The sequence below is a fragment of the Shewanella youngdeokensis genome (genome assembly GCF_033180165.1).
GTDB classification, from domain to species: domain Bacteria; phylum Pseudomonadota; class Gammaproteobacteria; order Enterobacterales; family Shewanellaceae; genus Shewanella; species Shewanella youngdeokensis.
This window is the reverse complement of the sequence record NZ_CP136522.1, coordinates 1,210,437-1,227,843: the sequence shown is the minus strand read 5'-3', so window position 1 is coordinate 1,227,843 and position 17,407 is coordinate 1,210,437. Positions and strand designations below refer to the sequence as shown.

The following is a 17,407-nucleotide window of genomic DNA, read 5'->3' as shown; positions in this document are numbered from 1 at the left end:
TCGCAGTTATTGGTTCTTAAAACAATTATATTAAGGCCAATTTATTTAACTTTAATATAATGGCACTTCGCTGTTGTCTTAAATTTTGTTCTGGAGATCTCATGAGAAAGAAAGCGATTAACAATATTGCTGCTCGCCGTCGTACTCAACTTAAAGCGCGCCACCTACGTGTACTTTATAGACAGAAACACTTTTTTATTTTTATTCGTCCTGCAGACTAGCCTTTGCGGCCGCTATTTTTGCTTGCGCTTTGGCCGCTTTTTTCTCTTTTCGACGCCGCCTAAAAAAAGCGCTTAACTGCTCTGAACATTCGGTATCAAGCACCCCCGATGTCACCTCAACTTGATGATTAAACGCACTGTGGCGCACAATATCGATAACCGTGCCAGCCGCTCCGGTTTTTTCATCTTGTGCCCCAAACACTAGACGACTCACCCTTGAATGCACGATTGCCCCTGCGCACATGGCGCAAGGTTCTAATGTGACGTACAAAGTGCTATCAATCAGCCGGTAGTTTTGCAAAACTTGACCAGCCTGACGCAAACACTGCATTTCAGCATGCGCACTGGGATCATGCAGGCCAATACTATAGTTAAAACCGGCACTGACCACCTCGCCGTCTTTAACCAATACCGCCCCAACGGGTACTTCGCCTTTAGCCTCTGCCTTTTCGGCCATATTCATCGCCATTTTCATGAAATGAATATCTTGTTGCTGTTGGGATTCAAACTGTGACAAAGCAAACTCCAAAAACCTTGATAGGTGTCAAAAACAGCGTAACGATTAACGCTAAGCTGCAGCATAACTGTGGTTAATACATCGCGGCGCTAATAGTAACCATTAATATGGTAAATAGGCTCAAACAAGCATAAAAAAAGGTGCCGCAGCACCTTTAATACACAGTCATTATAATCGGAAGGTTATTCCCACTCAATCGTCGCAGGTGGCTTACCTGAAATATCGTAGACAACGCGCGAAATACCGTCAACTTCATTAATAATTCGGTTAGACACTCGGCCTAAGAAATCATAAGGTAAGTGCGCCCAATGTGCTGTCATAAAGTCGATAGTTTCTACCGCGCGTAACGATACAACCCAATCGTATTTACGGCCATCGCCCATTACGCCTACAGAGCGAACCGGTAAAAATACCGTAAACGCTTGGCTTACTTTATTGTAAAGGTCCGCTTTGTGTAACTCTTCAATGAAAATAGCATCTGCTAAACGAAGTAAATCGCAGTATTCTTTTTTCACTTCGCCCAATACACGTACGCCTAAACCTGGCCCTGGGAACGGATGACGATAAAGCATGTCATACGGCAGGCCTAGCTCAAGGCCAATCTTACGGACTTCATCTTTAAACAACTCGCGTAATGGCTCAACGAGTCCCATTTCCATATCATCGGGTAATCCCCCCACGTTATGGTGCGACTTAATCACATGGGCTTTACCGGTGGCGCTACCTGCAGATTCAATCACATCAGGATAAATAGTCCCTTGTGCTAACCATTTAGCATTGGCACATTTTTTAGATTCTTCATCAAAAATCTCAACAAATACTCGACCAATGATTTTACGCTTAGCTTCTGGATCAGCTTCTCCAGCCATTTGCTCTAAGAAGCGATGTTCAGCATTAACGTGAATAATATTCAGTCCAAAATGGTCGCCAAACATTTCCATGACTTGCTTAGCTTCATTTAGACGAAGTAGACCGTTATCAACAAATACACAGGTTAACTTTTTGCCAATTGCACGGTGAAGTAACATAGCAACCACTGACGAATCAACGCCACCAGACAAGCCTAAAATAACTTCGTCATCACCAATCTGTTTCTTTAAACGCTCTATCGCATCTTCGATAATTGAAGCGGGTTTCCACTTGGCTTCACAGCCACAAATATCAAGTGCAAAATGCTCCAGCATACGCTTACCTTGACGGGTGTGAGTCACTTCTGGGTGAAACTGTACGCCATAGAATTTTTTATCTTCATTGGCCATCGCCGCATATGGGCAGGTTTCAGTTTTAGCGACTGTAACAAACCCTTCTGGGATTTCAGATACTTTATCGCCATGGCTCATCCATACATCAAGTAATGGCTTACCGGTTTCGCTTACCGCATCTTCAATCGACTTAAATAGCGCTGATTGTGTTTGCACTTCCACTTGGGCGTAACCAAATTCACCTTCGCCTACACCTTGAATCACTTTACCGCCAAGCTGTTCTGACATAGTTTGCATGCCGTAACAAATACCCAACACTGGAATGCCAGCGTTAAAAACGTATTCTGAGGCGCGAGGAGAGTTTTCGGCAGTGACACTTTCAGGGCCACCGGCGAGGATAATACCATTAGGGGCAAAACCACGAATTTGTTCTTCGGAAACATCCCAAGCCCAAAGCTCACAATAAACGCCAATTTCACGAATACGGCGGGCAATCAGCTGGGTGTATTGCGATCCAAAATCGAGAATGAGGATCTTATGCTCATGAATATTGCTCATGGGGTACCTTATCTTTGTATTTACTGTGGTTAACATCTTGAGTGCCGCTATAGTTCTAGGCGATATTTACTGCACTCTTATGATTAATAGATAAATAAAAGGCGACAGCCATTGTCGCCTTGTTTAACTATTAAGAACCTGAACGGTAGTTCGGCGCTTCTTTGCTGATGGTCACATCATGCACATGGGACTCACCCATACCTGCAGAGGTAATTTTTACAAACTCGGCCTTTTCGTTAAGATCTTTAATGGTTTCACAACCAGTTAGCCCCATACATGAGCGTAAACCGCCCATGTGCTGGTGAATGATCTCTTTAAGCTTACCTTTGTAAGCAACACGACCTTCAATGCCTTCTGGTACAAGTTTGTCTGCGGCGTTATCGCTTTGGAAATAACGGTCAGACGACCCCTGTGTTTGTGTCATCGCCCCTAATGAACCCATACCGCGGTATGACTTATAAGTACGACCATTATAAAGCTCTGTTTCACCAGGTGCTTCGTCAGTACCAGCAAACATAGAACCAGCCATGATGCATGATGCACCCGCTGCTAACGCCTTGGCTAAATCACCTGAGAAACGAATACCGCCATCGGCAATAACCGGAATATTTAAGTGTTTAACCGCTTCTGCAGCATCTGATACCGCTGTAATTTGAGGTACGCCTACGCCAGTTACAATACGCGTAGTACAAATTGAGCCTGGGCCAATACCCACTTTAACGGCGTTAACACCAGCGTCAACCAGTGCTAATGCACCTTCAGCTGTTGCAACATTACCGCCAACAATTTGTAGCTCAGGATATTTTGCGCGAGTGTCACGAATACGCTGCAATACGCCTTCAGAGTGACCGTGCGATGAATCGATAAGTAGAATATCAACGCCAGCATTAACCAAAGCATCAACGCGCTCTTCATTACCTGGCCCGGCACCAACTGCAGCACCAACGCGTAAACGACCTAATTCGTCTTTACAGGCATTTGGTTTGCGTTCAGCTTTTTGGAAATCTTTAACAGTGATAAGCCCTTTAAGCTTAAAGTTGTCATCAACAACCAATACTTTCTCAACGCGGTGAGAATGCATCAGCTTTTGAACTTCATCAAGCTTAGTGCCTTCAGGTACTGTTACTAAGCGCTCTTTAGGCGTCATTACCTGATCAACTGTCCGGCTCCAGTCAGTAACAAAACGCACGTCACGGCCTGTAATAATACCCACTAGTTCGTTGGCACTGTTAACAACAGGGTAACCCGCAAAACCGTTTTTAACGGTTAACACTTTAAGGTCGGCAAGGGTGGTGGTAGGCGTCACAGTTACTGGCTGCTGAACAATGCCCGCTTCGTAAATTTTTACTTTGCGCACTTCTTCAGCTTGTTGTTCAATCGTCATATTTTTATGAATAAAACCTAAGCCACCTTCTTGAGCAATCGCAATTGCTAAACGTGACTCTGTGACGGTATCCATCGCAGCTGACACTATAGGTGTATTGAGTTCAATTTTATCGGTAAGACGAGTTTTAACAACGGCAGTATTTGGGAGGACGGTGGAGTGCGCAGGAACTAGCAACACATCATCAAACGTTAACGCTTCTTTTTTTAATCTTAGCATGCAACATCTCCCCAAGAGAGTAGGATTTAGAGGTTAAATATTGCGGCGAGATTATACCTTGCATATATAGGTTGGTAAATGGAAAATAGACAATAATTAGTATTTGTGTATGAAATGATGATGAAAACCCCAAAAAACAACATTTATACCGTATCTCGACTCAACGGCGAAGTCAGACAGCTTTTAGAGGGGCAATTGGGCCGAATTTGGTTAAATGCTGAGGTATCTAACTTTGCAGCGCCCGGTTCTGGCCACTGGTATTTAACATTAAAAGATAATTCGTCGCAGATCCGCTGTGCCATGTTTAAAGGGCGCAATCAAGCGGTGACTTTTCGTCCTGCTAACGGGCAGCAAGTATTAGTTAAAGGTAATATCAGTGTTTATGAGCCCAGAGGCGACTACCAATTACTGATAGAATCAATGCAGCCTGCTGGCGATGGTTTACTGGCGCAACAATATGAAGCGCTAAAAATGAAGCTAGCCGCCGAGGGAATGTTTGCCACTGACACTAAACGTCCGTTACCGCAAAATATTCAACGTATAGGTGTGGTCACCTCCCCTACTGGAGCTGCAATACGCGATATTTTGCACGTTCTGGCGCGTCGCGACGCTTCTATCGAAGTGATTATCTACCCCACTCCCGTGCAAGGCGCTGATGCAGCCAAGAGTATTTGTAATGCCATTGTACAAGCGAACATTCGCGCAGAAGTTGATGTATTACTGGTCAGCCGTGGTGGTGGATCATTAGAGGACTTATGGTGTTTTAATGATGAAGGCTTAGCCCACACAATTTATAACAGTGGTATTCCTGTTTTGTCTGCTGTCGGACATGAAGTAGATACCACCATCAGCGATTACGTCGCCGACCTTCGCGCGCCAACCCCGTCTGCAGGTGCAGAGCTATTATCTAATGATGCGGGCAATAAAGCCCAAAAACTTACCGCTGTGCTATCACGGTTAAAACAGAGCTGGCAGCATTACCAGTTAAAGCAACAAAATCGATTACAAACGGCAGAACACCGCCTACAAAAACACGACCCTCAACGCCGCTTGCAAACGTACGAGCAAACCTTTGATGAAATGCAGCTAAGGTTACAAAAAGCATTACAGTCAAAGCTGCACAGTTTAACGTTAAAGCAGCAGCACTTGGGCAGCCGGCTCGCTAACCAATCGCCGCAACACCAACTTAATTTAGAAAGCCAACGTTTAAGCTACCTGGGCGATAAGCTCACTACACTCATGACCGATAAATTAACACAAAGCGAGCAACGCATCGCGCATCGCGCGCAGCAGCTCGATACCGTTAGTCCATTGGCAACATTGAGCCGAGGTTACAGCATTACCTTAAATGGCAAAGGTAAAGTAGTACAGGCCGCTGACGATACCCTTGTGGGCGACACTTTAACCACACGCCTTAAAGATGGAACCGTCACCTCAACCGTTACCTCAACCTTGCCAGATATAGGTTAGCTCGCGATTGGTTGCCTTGTCGCACTGTGTGGCAAGGCAACCAATTTCAATTTACATTGGCAATGCTGGCGTTAACGACTAAGAACTGATTTTTCTAACCGAATTGAGATAACACTGTAAGCGCTTAATATCGTCGTCATGGCCAAGCCTCCAGTAATTGAATTTCATAGTGTCACTGCAATTGGTGCGCACGCGCTAACCCAAGGACATTAAACCAAGGGTATATCCAGAAACAGTCAAACAAATCAAACAAATCAAACAAATCATACTGTCTTCATGAGTGAATCATGCTTTAGCTATTTAGCATGCAAAATTTATGGTTTCGTTGGTTGTCATCAGGCCTATAAAACCATGATAACTGCACTATTTTGAGACCAACTTTAACGTGGTGTTTCTAATGACTCTGTATCACCCAATTGATAGTATTGATTTTACTTTATGCTAAGAGTCGGTGTCATTATGGAAACCTATAACCACACTTATCATTACCATAGTTTTGCTCATCAGGACTTAAAGGAACTGCGTTTCAACTCTTGTACATTTGTTCGCTGTGACTTTAGTCGCGCAGACCTGCGTGATACAAGTTTTATTGACTGCAAATTCATTGAACGTGGTGATATAGAAGGTTGCCATTTTGATATCGCCGACCTTCGCGATGCTAGTTTTCAAAGATGTCAGCTATCGCTGGCCAACTTCAGTCACGCCAATTGCTACGGCATTGAGTTTCGTGATTGTGATTTAAAAGGCGCCAATTTTTGCCGTGCTAACTTTGCCATGCAGGTCAGTAAGAAAATGTATTTTTGCTCTGCGTTTATCACCGGCTGCAACCTCTCTTATGTCAATATGGAGCAACTTTGTTTAGAGAAATGTGAGCTGTTCGAAAATCGCTGGATAGGAGCTCACTTACTGGGCGCATCATTAAAAGAGTCTGACTTAAGTAGAGGCGTTTTTTCTGAAGATGTATGGGGGCAGTTTAACTTACAAGGCGCAAATTTATGTCACGCTGAACTCGGTGGGTTAGATCCTCGAAAAGTCGATACTTCGGGGATAAAAATCTGTGGTTGGCAGCAAGAGCAGATCCTCGATACGCTGGGCATTGTGGTTTACCCAGAATAGGACCCTAGCTGGTCAAGTAATAAGATGCCGCCAGGCAACAAAAAAGGAACCCGAGGGTTCCTTTAATCTAAGACATAGCAATCAAATTAACGACACAAATCAAGAATTAACCTTCATTTTTCTTGTCGCGGATATGACCAACCATACGCTTACGGCGACGTTCTTGGCTCACTGTTAGCTTCTTGCTATTCATACCTTCAAATGGGTTAGCGCCATCTTGGAAACGAATTTGAATCGGCGTACCAATGATTTTAAGCGAACGACGGTAGTAGTTCATCATGTAGCGCTTGTATGAATCAGGTAGTTTCTTAACCTGGTTACCGTGTACAACCACGATTGGCGGGTTGTAACCACCGGCGTGAGCATACTTAAGCTTAACACGGCGACCGTTAACCAATGGTGGTTGATGATCGTCTTGCGCCATTTGCATAATACGGGTCAACATTGCTGTACTTACACGCTTAGTAGCACTGTCGTAAGCTTCTTCTATTGACTCATATAAATGCCCTACACCTGTTCCGTGTAGTGCCGAAATAAAGTGAATGCGTGCAAAGTCGATAAAACCAAGGCGACGGTCAAGCTCACTCTTAACGCGGTCTTTAACTTCTTGATTAATACCATCCCATTTGTTGACGGCGATCACCAACGCACGACCAGCATTCAAGGCAAAGCCAAGTAGCCCTAAATCTTGCTCTGCAATACCTTCGCGAGCATCAATAATAAGCAGCACAACGTTACAGTCTTCAACCGCTTTTAGGGTTTTAATCACAGAGAACTTTTCGACTGTTTCATGTACCTTACTGCGGCGACGAACACCTGCTGTATCAATCAGTACATACTCACGACCTTCACGTTCCATTGGAATGTAAATACTGTCACGAGTGGTACCAGGTTCATCGTAAACTACAACGCGTTCTTCACCCAAAATACGGTTGGTCAGCGTTGACTTACCTACGTTTGGCTTACCAATAATGGCGAGTTTAATCGGTAGATCTTGTAGACGTTTTTGTTCAGCTTCCGCTTCTTCTTCCGTGTATTCGCGTTCAGCTTCATCTTCTTCGTCATCACCTTGCTTAACGATCCCCATCGCTTCGGCATATGGTGCTAACGAATATTCAATCATGTTGGTCACGCCGCGGCCTTGCGCAGCAGCCATTTGGTAAACTTCACCTAGACCCAGAGACCAAAATTCAGCACAAGCTGAATCACCATCGATACCGTCAACTTTGTTGGCGACAACAAACGTTGTTTTTTCACGGCTGCGTAAATGCTGTGCAATCGCTAAATCGGCAGCCGTTAAGCCAGCGCGAGCATCGGTCATAAACAGTACAACATCAGCTTCTTCAATTGCCGCTAATGACTGTTCCGCCATGCGGGTTTCAATCCCTTCTTCAGTGCCGTCAATACCACCGGTATCAACCACAATGAACTCATAACCAGCCAAATGCGCTCGACCGTATTTACGATCCCGAGTTAGCCCAGGAAAATCTGCCACTAGGGCATCTCTGGTACGGGTAAGTCGGTTAAAAAGGGTCGACTTACCAACGTTTGGTCGCCCAACAAGGGCCACAACAGGAATCATTTTATTGCCTCTATTACTTCATTTCTATTAACTAAAAAGCCCCCGGAATACACATCCAGGGGCCTTATCATCTACAACTATTAGGCTTACGGAAGTGTTACGCGAACCACTTGTCCACCACGAGTTTGTACATAAAGGTTGTCATTAACAACCAGTGGTTGACTGTACAAACCTGAGCTATCTACTTGAATACGACCAACTATTTTTCCGTCGGACTTGTTCATAAAGTGCAGATAACCTTCAAAATCACCAACAACAACGTAATCTTTAAACGCAACTGCTGCGGTTAAACCACGATTAATTAGCTCTGCATTACTCCATAACTCTAGACCATTTCGCCTGTCTACAGAGTAAATACGACTATGGTCGTCAACAACAAACAGGCTTGCACCTGAGTAAGCAAGTTCATGGAAACTTGAATACTTACGTGTCCAAACGATACGACCCGTACGTGATTCCATTGAAACTAAGTTACCGTTGTAACTTACTGCATAGAGGTTTTCACCAACAATTACAGGTTTCATGTCAACATCGGCCATACGCGTAAATTCATTACCGCCTGCTGGCGTGTAAATCGATTGTGCCCATGCAGACTGGCCGTTAGATTTAATTACTACAGCAACTTTACCATCTGCGGTACCAACAAAGAAACCGCCGGCATCATAGGCAGCAGAACCAGTACCACGCAATGTAAGTGTTGGCAGTTGGTTTTCATAAACCCAACGCTTTTCGCCATCATCAACATTAAAGGCTTCAAGTGTGCCTGAGCCAGTGTTAACCACAACGATATCGTCACCGACAGTTGGCGCTGATAACACTTCACCACCTGCGATAACGTGCCACAAGTGCTCACCTGTGTCAGCATCAAAAGCCGCCACTAGGCCGCTTTCGCCACCCACAAAGACCTTGTTACGTGCAGCCGTAACACCACCGGCTAAACGTGCACCTTTGTTTTTAGCTAAAATATTGTCTCTAAAGAGTGAGCTAAAATCTTTATCCCAAACTTTTTCACCAGTAGCTTCATCAAAGGCGACGATTTTACCATAACGGTCAGCGACAAAAATCTTGTCATAACGTGCTGCAGGACGTAAGCGTGAATAGTAATCACCCACACCTGAACCTACATCCGCGCTCCAGCTTACTGCTGGAAAAACGCTTGCTTCAATTTCAGTCAGTTGAGAAATAGGTTCTTCTTCAACATCACTAGATGAGCAGGCAGATAGCATTCCTATGCTCAATCCACATGCGAGCAGTGTTTTGCACCAAGACTTCATGGGCAGATTCCTTATGCCTTGTTTAAGTTATCAAGCTTCATTTGTAATGTTGGGCTACTCATAGCACCACCATTTTCTACCGCAGCTTGATAGGCCAGTTTCGCCTTTGCTGTTTCGCCTTGGCGAGCAAGGAAATCACCTTTTAATTCTTCACGCTGTGCCATTGAAGCAACATCTGTGATTTGCTCAAGCGTAGCAATAGCAGTTGCATATTGACCTTGTTCAGCCTGTACACGTGCAAGACGAGTAGTGGCAACGAGTACAATGCTGCTATCAACATTTGCCGCAATCACACTTTTCAATGTGGCTTCTGCTTTTGCTAAATCGCCAGTTTCAACCGCTGACTTAGCTACCATCAACTCTAAAAGTGATTGGTAACCTTGCTGACCATGCTCTTTTGCAAAAGTGTCGGCAGCGCTTAGCATCGCCTCTTCAGCAGCATTTTGGCTACTTAGAGCTTGAAAAGACTCAGAAGCAGCTTCTGCTTGAGCCAATTGGTAGTCAGAAAACTTGTTCCAACCAAATAATCCACCTAAACCGACAACTGCACCTATTACAACTGAGGTACCGTAATCTTTCCAGAACTGTTTGATAGCATCTACTTGTTGCTCTTCTGTGCTATAGACTTCCACGTGTACTTCCCCTTTTAAATCAGTTCTGCAATATATGTCGCCAATGCGTCTCGGGCAACTAATTCTTGTGCTTTATCTTGACGAAGGTGCTTAACTGCAACTTGATTATTAGCAACTTCATCTTCACCAATAACCAGTGCTACAGCGGCACCGCTTTTGTCTGCTCGCTTCATCTGTTTTTTAAAGTTACCGCCACCACAGTGGGTCATTACTTTCAGAGTTGGCAAACTTGTTCTTAAATCTTGTGCAACTTTGATTGCTTCAACACGGCAGCTATCACCCATTGCTGTTACGTACACATCAACAACAGGTTTGATATCTTTGTCTAGCTCTAATGTTTGCAGCAACAAAACAATCCGTTCAAGCCCCATAGCAAAACCAACAGCAGGTGTTGGTTTTCCACCGAGCTGGCCCACTAAGCCATCATAACGACCACCGGCTAAAACAGTGCCTTGTGAACCTAAGCTTGACGTCACCCACTCAAAAACAGTGCGGTTATAGTAATCTAAACCACGCACTAAACGAGGGTTGATTTTGTATTGGATGCCAACAGCCTCTAAGAGTTCACACAAATGTGAAAAATGTGAACGTGTCTCTTCGCCTAAGTAATCCATTAATGCCGGAGCGTCAGCTAATAACGCTTGAACAGCCGCACTTTTTGAGTCTAAAACTCGAAGTGGATTACTGTACATGCGGCGCTGACTATCTTCATCAAGCGCTTCTTTATGCTGCTCTAAAAAAGCGATTAAGGCGTCGCGATACGCTGCACGTTCTTGAGGATCACCAAGGGTGTTCAGCTCTAACGTGACATGTTCTGTGATCCCGAGCTTTTCCCATAGCTTGGCAGATAACATTAAAACTTCAGCGTCTATGTCTGCACTTGGAATGCCGTATACTTCTACGCCAAACTGATGGAACTGACGGTAGCGACCTTTTTGTGGACGCTCATGGCGGAACATCGGACCCATATACCAAAGGCGCTGCTCTTGGTTGTACAGTAAACCATGTTCATTACCCGCACGTACCGTTGACGCTGTACCTTCTGGGCGTAGCGTTAAGCTGTCGCCGTTACGGTCGTCAAAGGTGTACATTTCTTTTTCAACAATATCAGTAACTTCACCGATAGAGCGTTTAAAAAGATCAGTACTTTCTACGATAGGAGTACGAATTTCGCTGTAACCGTATGAACTTACAGTTTCTCTAAGCACGGTTTCAAGTTTTTGCCATATAGGACTTTGGGTCGGCAGAATGTCGTTCATTCCGCGGATCGCTTGGATCTGTTTTGCCACTTTTCGATTCGCCAAATTTGCTATGTAAAAATAAAAAACGCCCTGCATTATAGGCGTTTCAATACTAAACGTAAAATGAGATATTTTACCCACAAAAAATCACAAGTAACCTAAGGTCGCTTGTGATTATTTAAGGGCTTACTTGCTTATATCTTGTACTGGAATTCTTGCTTCGCCCATGGCGACTCTCGCTCGAATTTTAGCTTCTAGCGAGTCCACAATATTGTTGTTGTCAAACCGCTCTTTTTGACGTTCGCCATCTTTGTAATAACCGCTCATGCGATTCCCCCCAGTGAGGCCAATATCAGAGATTAGTGCTTCACCAGGACCATTAACAACACAGCCAATAATCGATACATCCAGCGGTGTGACAATATCTTCTAGACGTTGTTCTAGCTCGTTAACGGTAGAGATCACATCAAACTCTTGGCGCGAACATGACGGGCAAGCAATAAAGTTAATTCCACGCGAGCGAATGCGTAAAGACTTTAAAATGTCAAAGCCAACTTTAATCTCTTCAACTGGATCTGCGGCCAATGAAATACGTAGCGTATCGCCAATCCCTTCGGCAAGCAGCATGCCTAAACCAACGGCCGACTTAACTGAACCAGCACGTGCGCCACCAGCTTCGGTAATACCAAGGTGCAGAGGCTGTACGATTTGCTTAGACAATAACCGGTATGATTCAACTGCTAAAAACACATCTGAGGCTTTAACGCTTACTTTAAACTGGTCAAAGTTAAGACGGTCGAGAATATCTACATGACGCATGGCTGACTCTAGCAATGCTTCAGGTGTCGGCTCTTTATAGCGCTCCATTATCTCTTTTTCTAATGAGCCACCGTTAACACCAATTCTAATTGGGATGTTTTTATCGCGCGCGCATTCAACCACATTGCGAATTCGCTCTTCGTTACCGATATTACCTGGATTAATACGTAAGCAATCTACGCCATACTCCGCGACTTTAAGCGCGATGCGGTAATCAAAATGAATGTCAGCAACTAACGGAACATTGGTTTGCTGTTTAATCAGCTTAAAGGCTTCTGCCGCGTCCATTGTTGGCACTGAAACACGCACAATATCGGCACCCACTTTCTCTAGTGCGCGAATTTGCGCCACGGTGGCGTCAACATCGGTTGTACGGGTGTTGGTCATAGACTGCACAGCAATAGGTGCACCGTCACCAATAGGAACATCACCGACATAAATGCGGCTGGTTTTGCGTCTGATAATAGGAGATTCGTTATACATTATCTGTGTGCTCTATCATTCGTTATTGTGTAGCGAGCGGTAAGCTAAAGCGTGCCACTTTACTGCTAGGATACTTGGCCAAACTAATTGGCGAACCATTAAACTGCATACTAACTACCTGCGGTGCTCCCAAAATAACGGAAAATGGCTCAACACCGGATACATTAATATTACGGCCAGAAACTTTTAATCCATTTATCAACGCTTTGCCTGTAGCGTCGGTTAGCTTTATCCAGCAATCACCGCTCAGATTTATACTGATACTAGACATTACGGCATCAGGGTTATTCGTCGCAATATTGGTACTAGCTTCACGAGCAACCGGTTCGCTCACTGTTTCGGTAGCCGTCTCGATAACGGGTTGATTGACGGACAACGTCGTTTCTTCACTTGTTCCCGGCGTATTGGCAGTGGTGAGCGCAGGTGTGATTACAGCCTCAGTGACTACAGAGCTTGCCGCTGGCTCAATAGAGGGCTTAAAATCCGTGACTTCTGTTGTTTCCGTCACGTTGGCGTCGATGCTGTTATCGGTGGCCCTTTCAACGGCTGCAGCCGCTATAGCAGCTTGCTCAAGCGATAATGCCACTTCGGCAGAAGCAGCAACCTCTTCAGCGGTCGGCTGAGAGTAGTCAACGGTGGTTTCCATTGATGACTTTTGGAACCACCACATCACCATCAAAGCTAATAAAACAAATACGATAAAATAAGTTAAAAACATTAATCGGCCATCGCGGGCCTGATGCGTAGTTTTACGCGAAAAACTCTGCATTGATGGCTGAACGTCATTAAGCAACTGCTTGTCGAGGCAGGCTTGCACCACAAAGGGATCAGCTTGTACGGCTCGCGCATAGTTTTTTACATAACCGCGTACGTATGTTGCGGCACCGATTTCAATTAAGTTGTCGGCTTCAATTTCTTTTACGATTGCAGGGCGTAAATGTAATTGCGCCGCGATATCTTCAACCGTTGCCCCTTTGTTTTCACGGGCTTTTTTAAGCAAAACGCCCAGTGTGAGTGTTGACTCATCCACTAGGCTTTCTGTATCCGTGTTGGGCAGTTCGTTCTGTTCATTTTTCATCAATGCATGTTCGCCCGATATTGCTTAGCCTGTGGTGATGATGGAAACTTTGCCAGTAATAAGATACCAAAATCTTTTACTGCTTCATCGTTTTTCAAGCCTTGCTCAATTTCAATTCCTATCGCCAAGCTAGCTGCAGTTTGTACTGCTAGGTTATGGTAACGCGATAGTTGCGCTTTTGCCTCTATATATCGTCCGGCTTCTAATTCTAGTTCGGTTAACTCTAATAGTGACGTGCGTCTTCTAGGGTCGTATTTAAGTGCATGATTAAAGTAGTCACGCGCTTTGTCAATTTGACCTGATTTTCGGCTACAAATACCTAGGTTTTCGTAGGTCGATGCCGATTGTACATACGAAGGTTGCTCAATTGCTTTGAGGAACATCAATTCTGACTCATCATAGCGTTCATGCTGACAAAGAAAAGTGCCAAAGTTATTAAATGTGTTACCACTCGCGCCATTAACGCGAGTTGCCTTTAAATACGCTTGTTCGGTTTTTTCAAGCTCGCCCACATAGCTGTAATAGTATGCGTAAGCAATATGGACTTCTTCAATGTCAGGTGCAAACGCTAACGCTTTGTCTAAATTGGCTTTTGCTTGCTCACTATTACCTCTTTGAAGATAAGTGAGCCCCAGTTGTACCCGATGACGCGCTGCGGCCTCTTTATCGACTTTTCGCTCAGCTACCGGCGTATTGGTTCCGGTATAGGTATCTTGTGTCACGCACCCCGTCAATAGGGATGCTGACAGAACAATCCCAACAAGCACACTTACCTTTTTACGAAACATTGCCAAACCTATCTACCAATAGATACAAAGAGTTAATCCATTGTGACCGAAATTTGGTTGTCTTGCATTTGTTTTTTCGCTAAACGTTTGGTTCTGTCGCGAATATCACCAGCAAGCTGACCACAAGCCGCGTCAATATCGTCGCCTCGGGTTTTACGCACGATAACTGTGAGGCCATATTCCATCAATACTTTTGAGAATCTATCGATTCGAGAGTTTGATGAACGTCCATATGGCGACCCTGGGTATGGGTTAAACGGGATCAGGTTAACTTTACATGGTGTGTCTTTCATCAACTTAGCCAGTTCATGGGCTTGATCTGTGCTGTCATTGATATGATCAAGCATCACGTATTCAAGCGTCACGCGGCCACGGTTGGCATTTGATTTCGCAATATAACGACGGATCCCAGCAAGAAACTCAGCTAGTGGATACTTTTTATTAATTGGTACTAATACATCACGCAATTCATCATTCGGAGCATGAATACTCACAGCCAATGCAACGTCTAGTGCATCACCTAAAATATCTAATGCAGGAACCACGCCCGAGGTCGATACCGTGACTCGGCGTTTTGACAGACTAAAACCGTAGTCATCTAACATGATGTCCATTGCCGGAATAACATTTTTTAAATTAAGCAATGGCTCGCCCATGCCCATCATTACAACGTTAGTAATTGGACGGTCACCGGTGTCTTTTACAAAACCGATAAAGTCAGCAACACGCCACACCTGACCGATGATCTCAGCGACGGTAAGGTTACGGTTAAAGCCTTGAGCGCCAGTAGAACAGAAGGTGCATTCGAGTGCACAACCAACTTGAGACGAGACACATAAAGTGGCGCGATCATCTTCTGGTATATAAACCGTTTCAACTTCTTGGCCGTTACCGACATCAATAGCAAACTTAATGGTGCCATCATCTGACTTTTGGTAACTGGCAATTGCAGGCGCAACAATTTCACATTTGCGCGCAAGCTTTGCCCGCAATGCTTTATTAATGTTGGTCATTTTTTCGAAGTCGCTTACACCAAAATGATAAACCCATTTCATCAATTGATCGGCACGAAACGGTTTTTCACCCATATCGGCAAATAACGCTCTCATCGATTTACGATCAAGATCTAATAAATTGATCTTCTTTTCACTCATGTGTGTAACCTCAAAACCTAAAACCTGCATGCGGGCGCCGAATTATACAGACCCTAACAAAATTTGGCCAGTAACCTCTATATGCAAATACACTCATGCTGCTATTTCATGCAGTTACATTAAATATAACTAATCTATAATTGCCAAAACAGCGCAGCAAAGCACATAGCAGCAATCATCGCAGGCAAAACTGCTGTTATAAACAACAATAAATAAACGTTAAAGTGAGTTGTTGCGAGTACACCTAATATAAAGCTGTGCTAAAATCTGCGCTGACTAATGTTGGTCAGCCATATGGAGGTGTAATTTCACCTTTATGATAACTCTTATCATTATAGTATTTGTCGCCATTGCGATCTCTTTTCTTTGTAGTGTGTTTGAAGCTGTTTTACTATCAGTTACACCTAGTTATATCGCCTCTTTAGCTGGCAAAAATCCTGCTGCTGCTGCAAGGCTAGATAAACAAAAAGAAAACGTTGAATCTCCACTCGTTTCTATTTTGACTTTAAATACCATTGCCCACACTGTTGGCGCAGCGGCTGCCGGCGCGCAAGCAGCTAAAGTATTTGGTGACGAGATGTTAGGCGTCTTTTCAGGTGTCCTTACCTTTCTTATTCTGTTCTTTTCAGAAATTATTCCTAAAACCTTAGGGGCGAATTACTGGCGAACATTAGCTCCGTCGATTTCACTGGTACTAATGTGGATGGAGCGCATCACTAAACCACTGATTTGGATGTCAACGCAAGTCACTCAATTATTGGGCAAAGGCGACGAAGGCCAACATATTCGCCAAGAGATGAGTGCCATGGCTGAAATTGGCCGGGCCACTGGCGAACTGGACGAACAAGAGTCAAAAATTTTAACTCAAATGTTGTCAGTTAAAGAGATGCCGGTCACCGCGATCATGACCCCAAGAACCGTTATTTTTAAGCTACCAACAACACTCACCCAAGGTCAGTTTGCCGCGCAACATATGGCTAATCCTTTTACCCGTATTTTGATTTACCAAAATGAGCCGGATAATATTATTGGTTACGTTAACCGTAACGATATCTTATTGGCTGAGCGCAGCACGCCAAAAGAATCAATCGCGGTATTAAACAAAAATCTATTGGTGATCCCGGAAACCGCTAAAATCTTGCCGCTGTTCGAACTTATGATTAAGCGTAATACTAAAATTGCGATGATTGTTGATGAGTACGGATCAGGCGAAGGGATTGTTACATTAGAAGATATCGTTGAGTCATTACTTGGCTTAGAAATTGTCGACTCTAATGATCCTGTAACCGATATGCAGCAATTAGCTCGTAAGCTATGGAGCCGAAGAATGCAGCATAAAGGGATTGTGCTGTCAGGTGACGGTGAGTTTGATAAACAAGCCCACTAAGCGAGCCTCGCGATTTAAAGCGACCGTTGAGTATTAAAAAGGGAGCCTAGCTCCCTTTTTGCTGTCTGCTGTTAAATTTTACGTCTTTTATTCAGCTCATATCACTCTGACATTGACCTTATACATGTCAACGCCAAGTCGCCCATTTGGCTAGCTTCGTAAAAAATTACTCTGCATTTTTATTAGTCGATTTATATTTTACTGTCATAAAAACGCAAGAAAATATCGACATAATCCCCCTAAAATTCGCTAAATATTGGCCGACAAATCGAACAATTTATT

The 17,407-nt window shown here is 44.2% G+C and carries 14 protein-coding genes; 3 read left to right on the top strand and 11 right to left on the bottom strand.

Features of this window, described 5'->3' with window-relative positions:
* Window positions 1-201: 201 nt before the first annotated feature.
* The 3 genes from tadA to guaB form a co-directional block, all read right to left on the bottom strand.
* On the bottom strand, window positions 202-738 hold the full coding sequence (tadA, locus tag RGE70_RS05210; RefSeq protein WP_310470474.1) for a tRNA adenosine(34) deaminase TadA: 537 nt from the start codon (window positions 736-738) through the stop codon (window positions 202-204).
* Between the two features lie 182 nt (window positions 739-920).
* Window positions 921-2,498: a glutamine-hydrolyzing GMP synthase gene (guaA, locus tag RGE70_RS05205; protein WP_310470473.1), complete on the bottom strand. Its 1,578-nt coding sequence runs from the start codon at window positions 2,496-2,498 to the stop codon at window positions 921-923.
* A 130-nt stretch (window positions 2,499-2,628) separates the two neighbouring features.
* Window positions 2,629-4,101 carry an IMP dehydrogenase gene (gene guaB, locus RGE70_RS05200; RefSeq protein WP_310470472.1) on the bottom strand — a complete coding sequence of 491 codons (1,473 nt, stop codon included), beginning with the start codon at window positions 4,099-4,101 and terminating at the stop codon, window positions 2,629-2,631.
* Window positions 4,102-4,221: 120 nt separating this feature from the next.
* On the opposite strand from guaB, the gene xseA reads away from it, so the two are divergent.
* Together xseA and RGE70_RS05190 are read left to right on the top strand one after the other, a co-directional pair.
* On the top strand, window positions 4,222-5,571 hold the full coding sequence (gene xseA / locus RGE70_RS05195; protein ID WP_310472922.1) for an exodeoxyribonuclease VII large subunit: 1,350 nt from the start codon (window positions 4,222-4,224) through the stop codon (window positions 5,569-5,571).
* Window positions 5,572-6,030: 459 nt separating this feature from the next.
* Window positions 6,031-6,687 (top strand): Qnr family pentapeptide repeat protein, encoded by a 657-nt coding sequence (locus RGE70_RS05190; protein ID WP_310470471.1) that lies wholly within the window; start codon window positions 6,031-6,033, stop codon window positions 6,685-6,687.
* Between the two features lie 106 nt (window positions 6,688-6,793).
* Here the strand turns inward: RGE70_RS05190 and der are convergent, their stop codons facing one another.
* From der to rlmN, 8 genes are all read right to left on the bottom strand, one after another.
* The gene (der, locus tag RGE70_RS05185) at window positions 6,794-8,269 is read right to left on the bottom strand and encodes a ribosome biogenesis GTPase Der (protein WP_310470470.1); all 1,476 of its coding nucleotides are present in this window, start codon (window positions 8,267-8,269) and stop codon (window positions 6,794-6,796) included.
* A gap of 86 nt (window positions 8,270-8,355) precedes the next feature.
* A complete protein-coding gene (gene bamB / locus RGE70_RS05180; RefSeq protein ID WP_310470469.1) occupies window positions 8,356-9,543 on the bottom strand; it encodes an outer membrane protein assembly factor BamB in 1,188 nt (395 codons plus the stop codon).
* A gap of 11 nt (window positions 9,544-9,554) precedes the next feature.
* Window positions 9,555-10,175 (bottom strand): YfgM family protein, encoded by a 621-nt coding sequence (locus tag RGE70_RS05175; RefSeq protein ID WP_310470468.1) that lies wholly within the window; start codon window positions 10,173-10,175, stop codon window positions 9,555-9,557.
* Window positions 10,176-10,189: 14 nt separating this feature from the next.
* A complete protein-coding gene (gene hisS, locus RGE70_RS05170; protein WP_310470467.1) occupies window positions 10,190-11,464 on the bottom strand; it encodes a histidine--tRNA ligase in 1,275 nt (424 codons plus the stop codon).
* 138 nt (window positions 11,465-11,602) lie between these two features.
* Window positions 11,603-12,718, bottom strand: coding sequence for a flavodoxin-dependent (E)-4-hydroxy-3-methylbut-2-enyl-diphosphate synthase (gene ispG, locus RGE70_RS05165; RefSeq protein WP_310470465.1), 1,116 nt, complete (start codon window positions 12,716-12,718; stop codon window positions 11,603-11,605).
* A 22-nt stretch (window positions 12,719-12,740) separates the two neighbouring features.
* Window positions 12,741-13,796, bottom strand: a complete 1,056-nt coding sequence (locus RGE70_RS05160; RefSeq protein WP_310470464.1) for a RodZ domain-containing protein — start codon at window positions 13,794-13,796, stop codon at window positions 12,741-12,743.
* Window positions 13,796-14,584 (bottom strand): type IV pilus biogenesis/stability protein PilW, encoded by a 789-nt coding sequence (pilW, locus tag RGE70_RS05155; protein WP_310470463.1) that lies wholly within the window; start codon window positions 14,582-14,584, stop codon window positions 13,796-13,798. The genes RGE70_RS05160 and pilW overlap by 1 nt, the downstream gene beginning before the upstream one ends.
* A gap of 32 nt (window positions 14,585-14,616) precedes the next feature.
* Window positions 14,617-15,738, bottom strand: coding sequence for a dual-specificity RNA methyltransferase RlmN (rlmN, locus tag RGE70_RS05150; protein ID WP_310470462.1), 1,122 nt, complete (start codon window positions 15,736-15,738; stop codon window positions 14,617-14,619).
* 316 nt (window positions 15,739-16,054) lie between these two features.
* Here rlmN and RGE70_RS05145 point away from each other — a divergent pair, with 316 nt between their 5' ends.
* Complete coding sequence (locus tag RGE70_RS05145) at window positions 16,055-17,125, top strand: CNNM domain-containing protein (RefSeq protein ID WP_310470461.1); 1,071 nt, start codon at window positions 16,055-16,057, stop codon at window positions 17,123-17,125.
* Window positions 17,126-17,407 lie beyond the last annotated feature (282 nt).

Excerpts from the sequence above, each read along its gene's own strand:
- guaA (WP_310470473.1), bottom strand. The coding sequence starts at position 2,498 with ATGAGCAATATTCATGAGCATAAGATCCTCATTCTCGATTTTGGATCG.
- guaB (WP_310470472.1), bottom strand. The coding sequence starts at position 4,101 with ATGCTAAGATTAAAAAAAGAAGCGTTAACGTTTGATGATGTGTTGCTA.
- xseA (WP_310472922.1), top strand. The coding sequence starts at position 4,222 with ATGAAAACCCCAAAAAACAACATTTATACCGTATCTCGACTCAACGGC.
- RGE70_RS05190 (WP_310470471.1), top strand. The coding sequence starts at position 6,031 with ATGGAAACCTATAACCACACTTATCATTACCATAGTTTTGCTCATCAG.
- der (WP_310470470.1), bottom strand. The coding sequence starts at position 8,269 with ATGATTCCTGTTGTGGCCCTTGTTGGGCGACCAAACGTTGGTAAGTCG.
- bamB (WP_310470469.1), bottom strand. The coding sequence starts at position 9,543 with ATGAAGTCTTGGTGCAAAACACTGCTCGCATGTGGATTGAGCATAGGA.
- ispG (WP_310470465.1), bottom strand. The coding sequence starts at position 12,718 with ATGTATAACGAATCTCCTATTATCAGACGCAAAACCAGCCGCATTTAT.
- RGE70_RS05160 (WP_310470464.1), bottom strand. The coding sequence starts at position 13,796 with ATGAAAAATGAACAGAACGAACTGCCCAACACGGATACAGAAAGCCTA.
- pilW (WP_310470463.1), bottom strand. The coding sequence starts at position 14,584 with ATGTTTCGTAAAAAGGTAAGTGTGCTTGTTGGGATTGTTCTGTCAGCA.
- rlmN (WP_310470462.1), bottom strand. The coding sequence starts at position 15,738 with ATGAGTGAAAAGAAGATCAATTTATTAGATCTTGATCGTAAATCGATG.
- RGE70_RS05145 (WP_310470461.1), top strand. The coding sequence starts at position 16,055 with ATGATAACTCTTATCATTATAGTATTTGTCGCCATTGCGATCTCTTTT.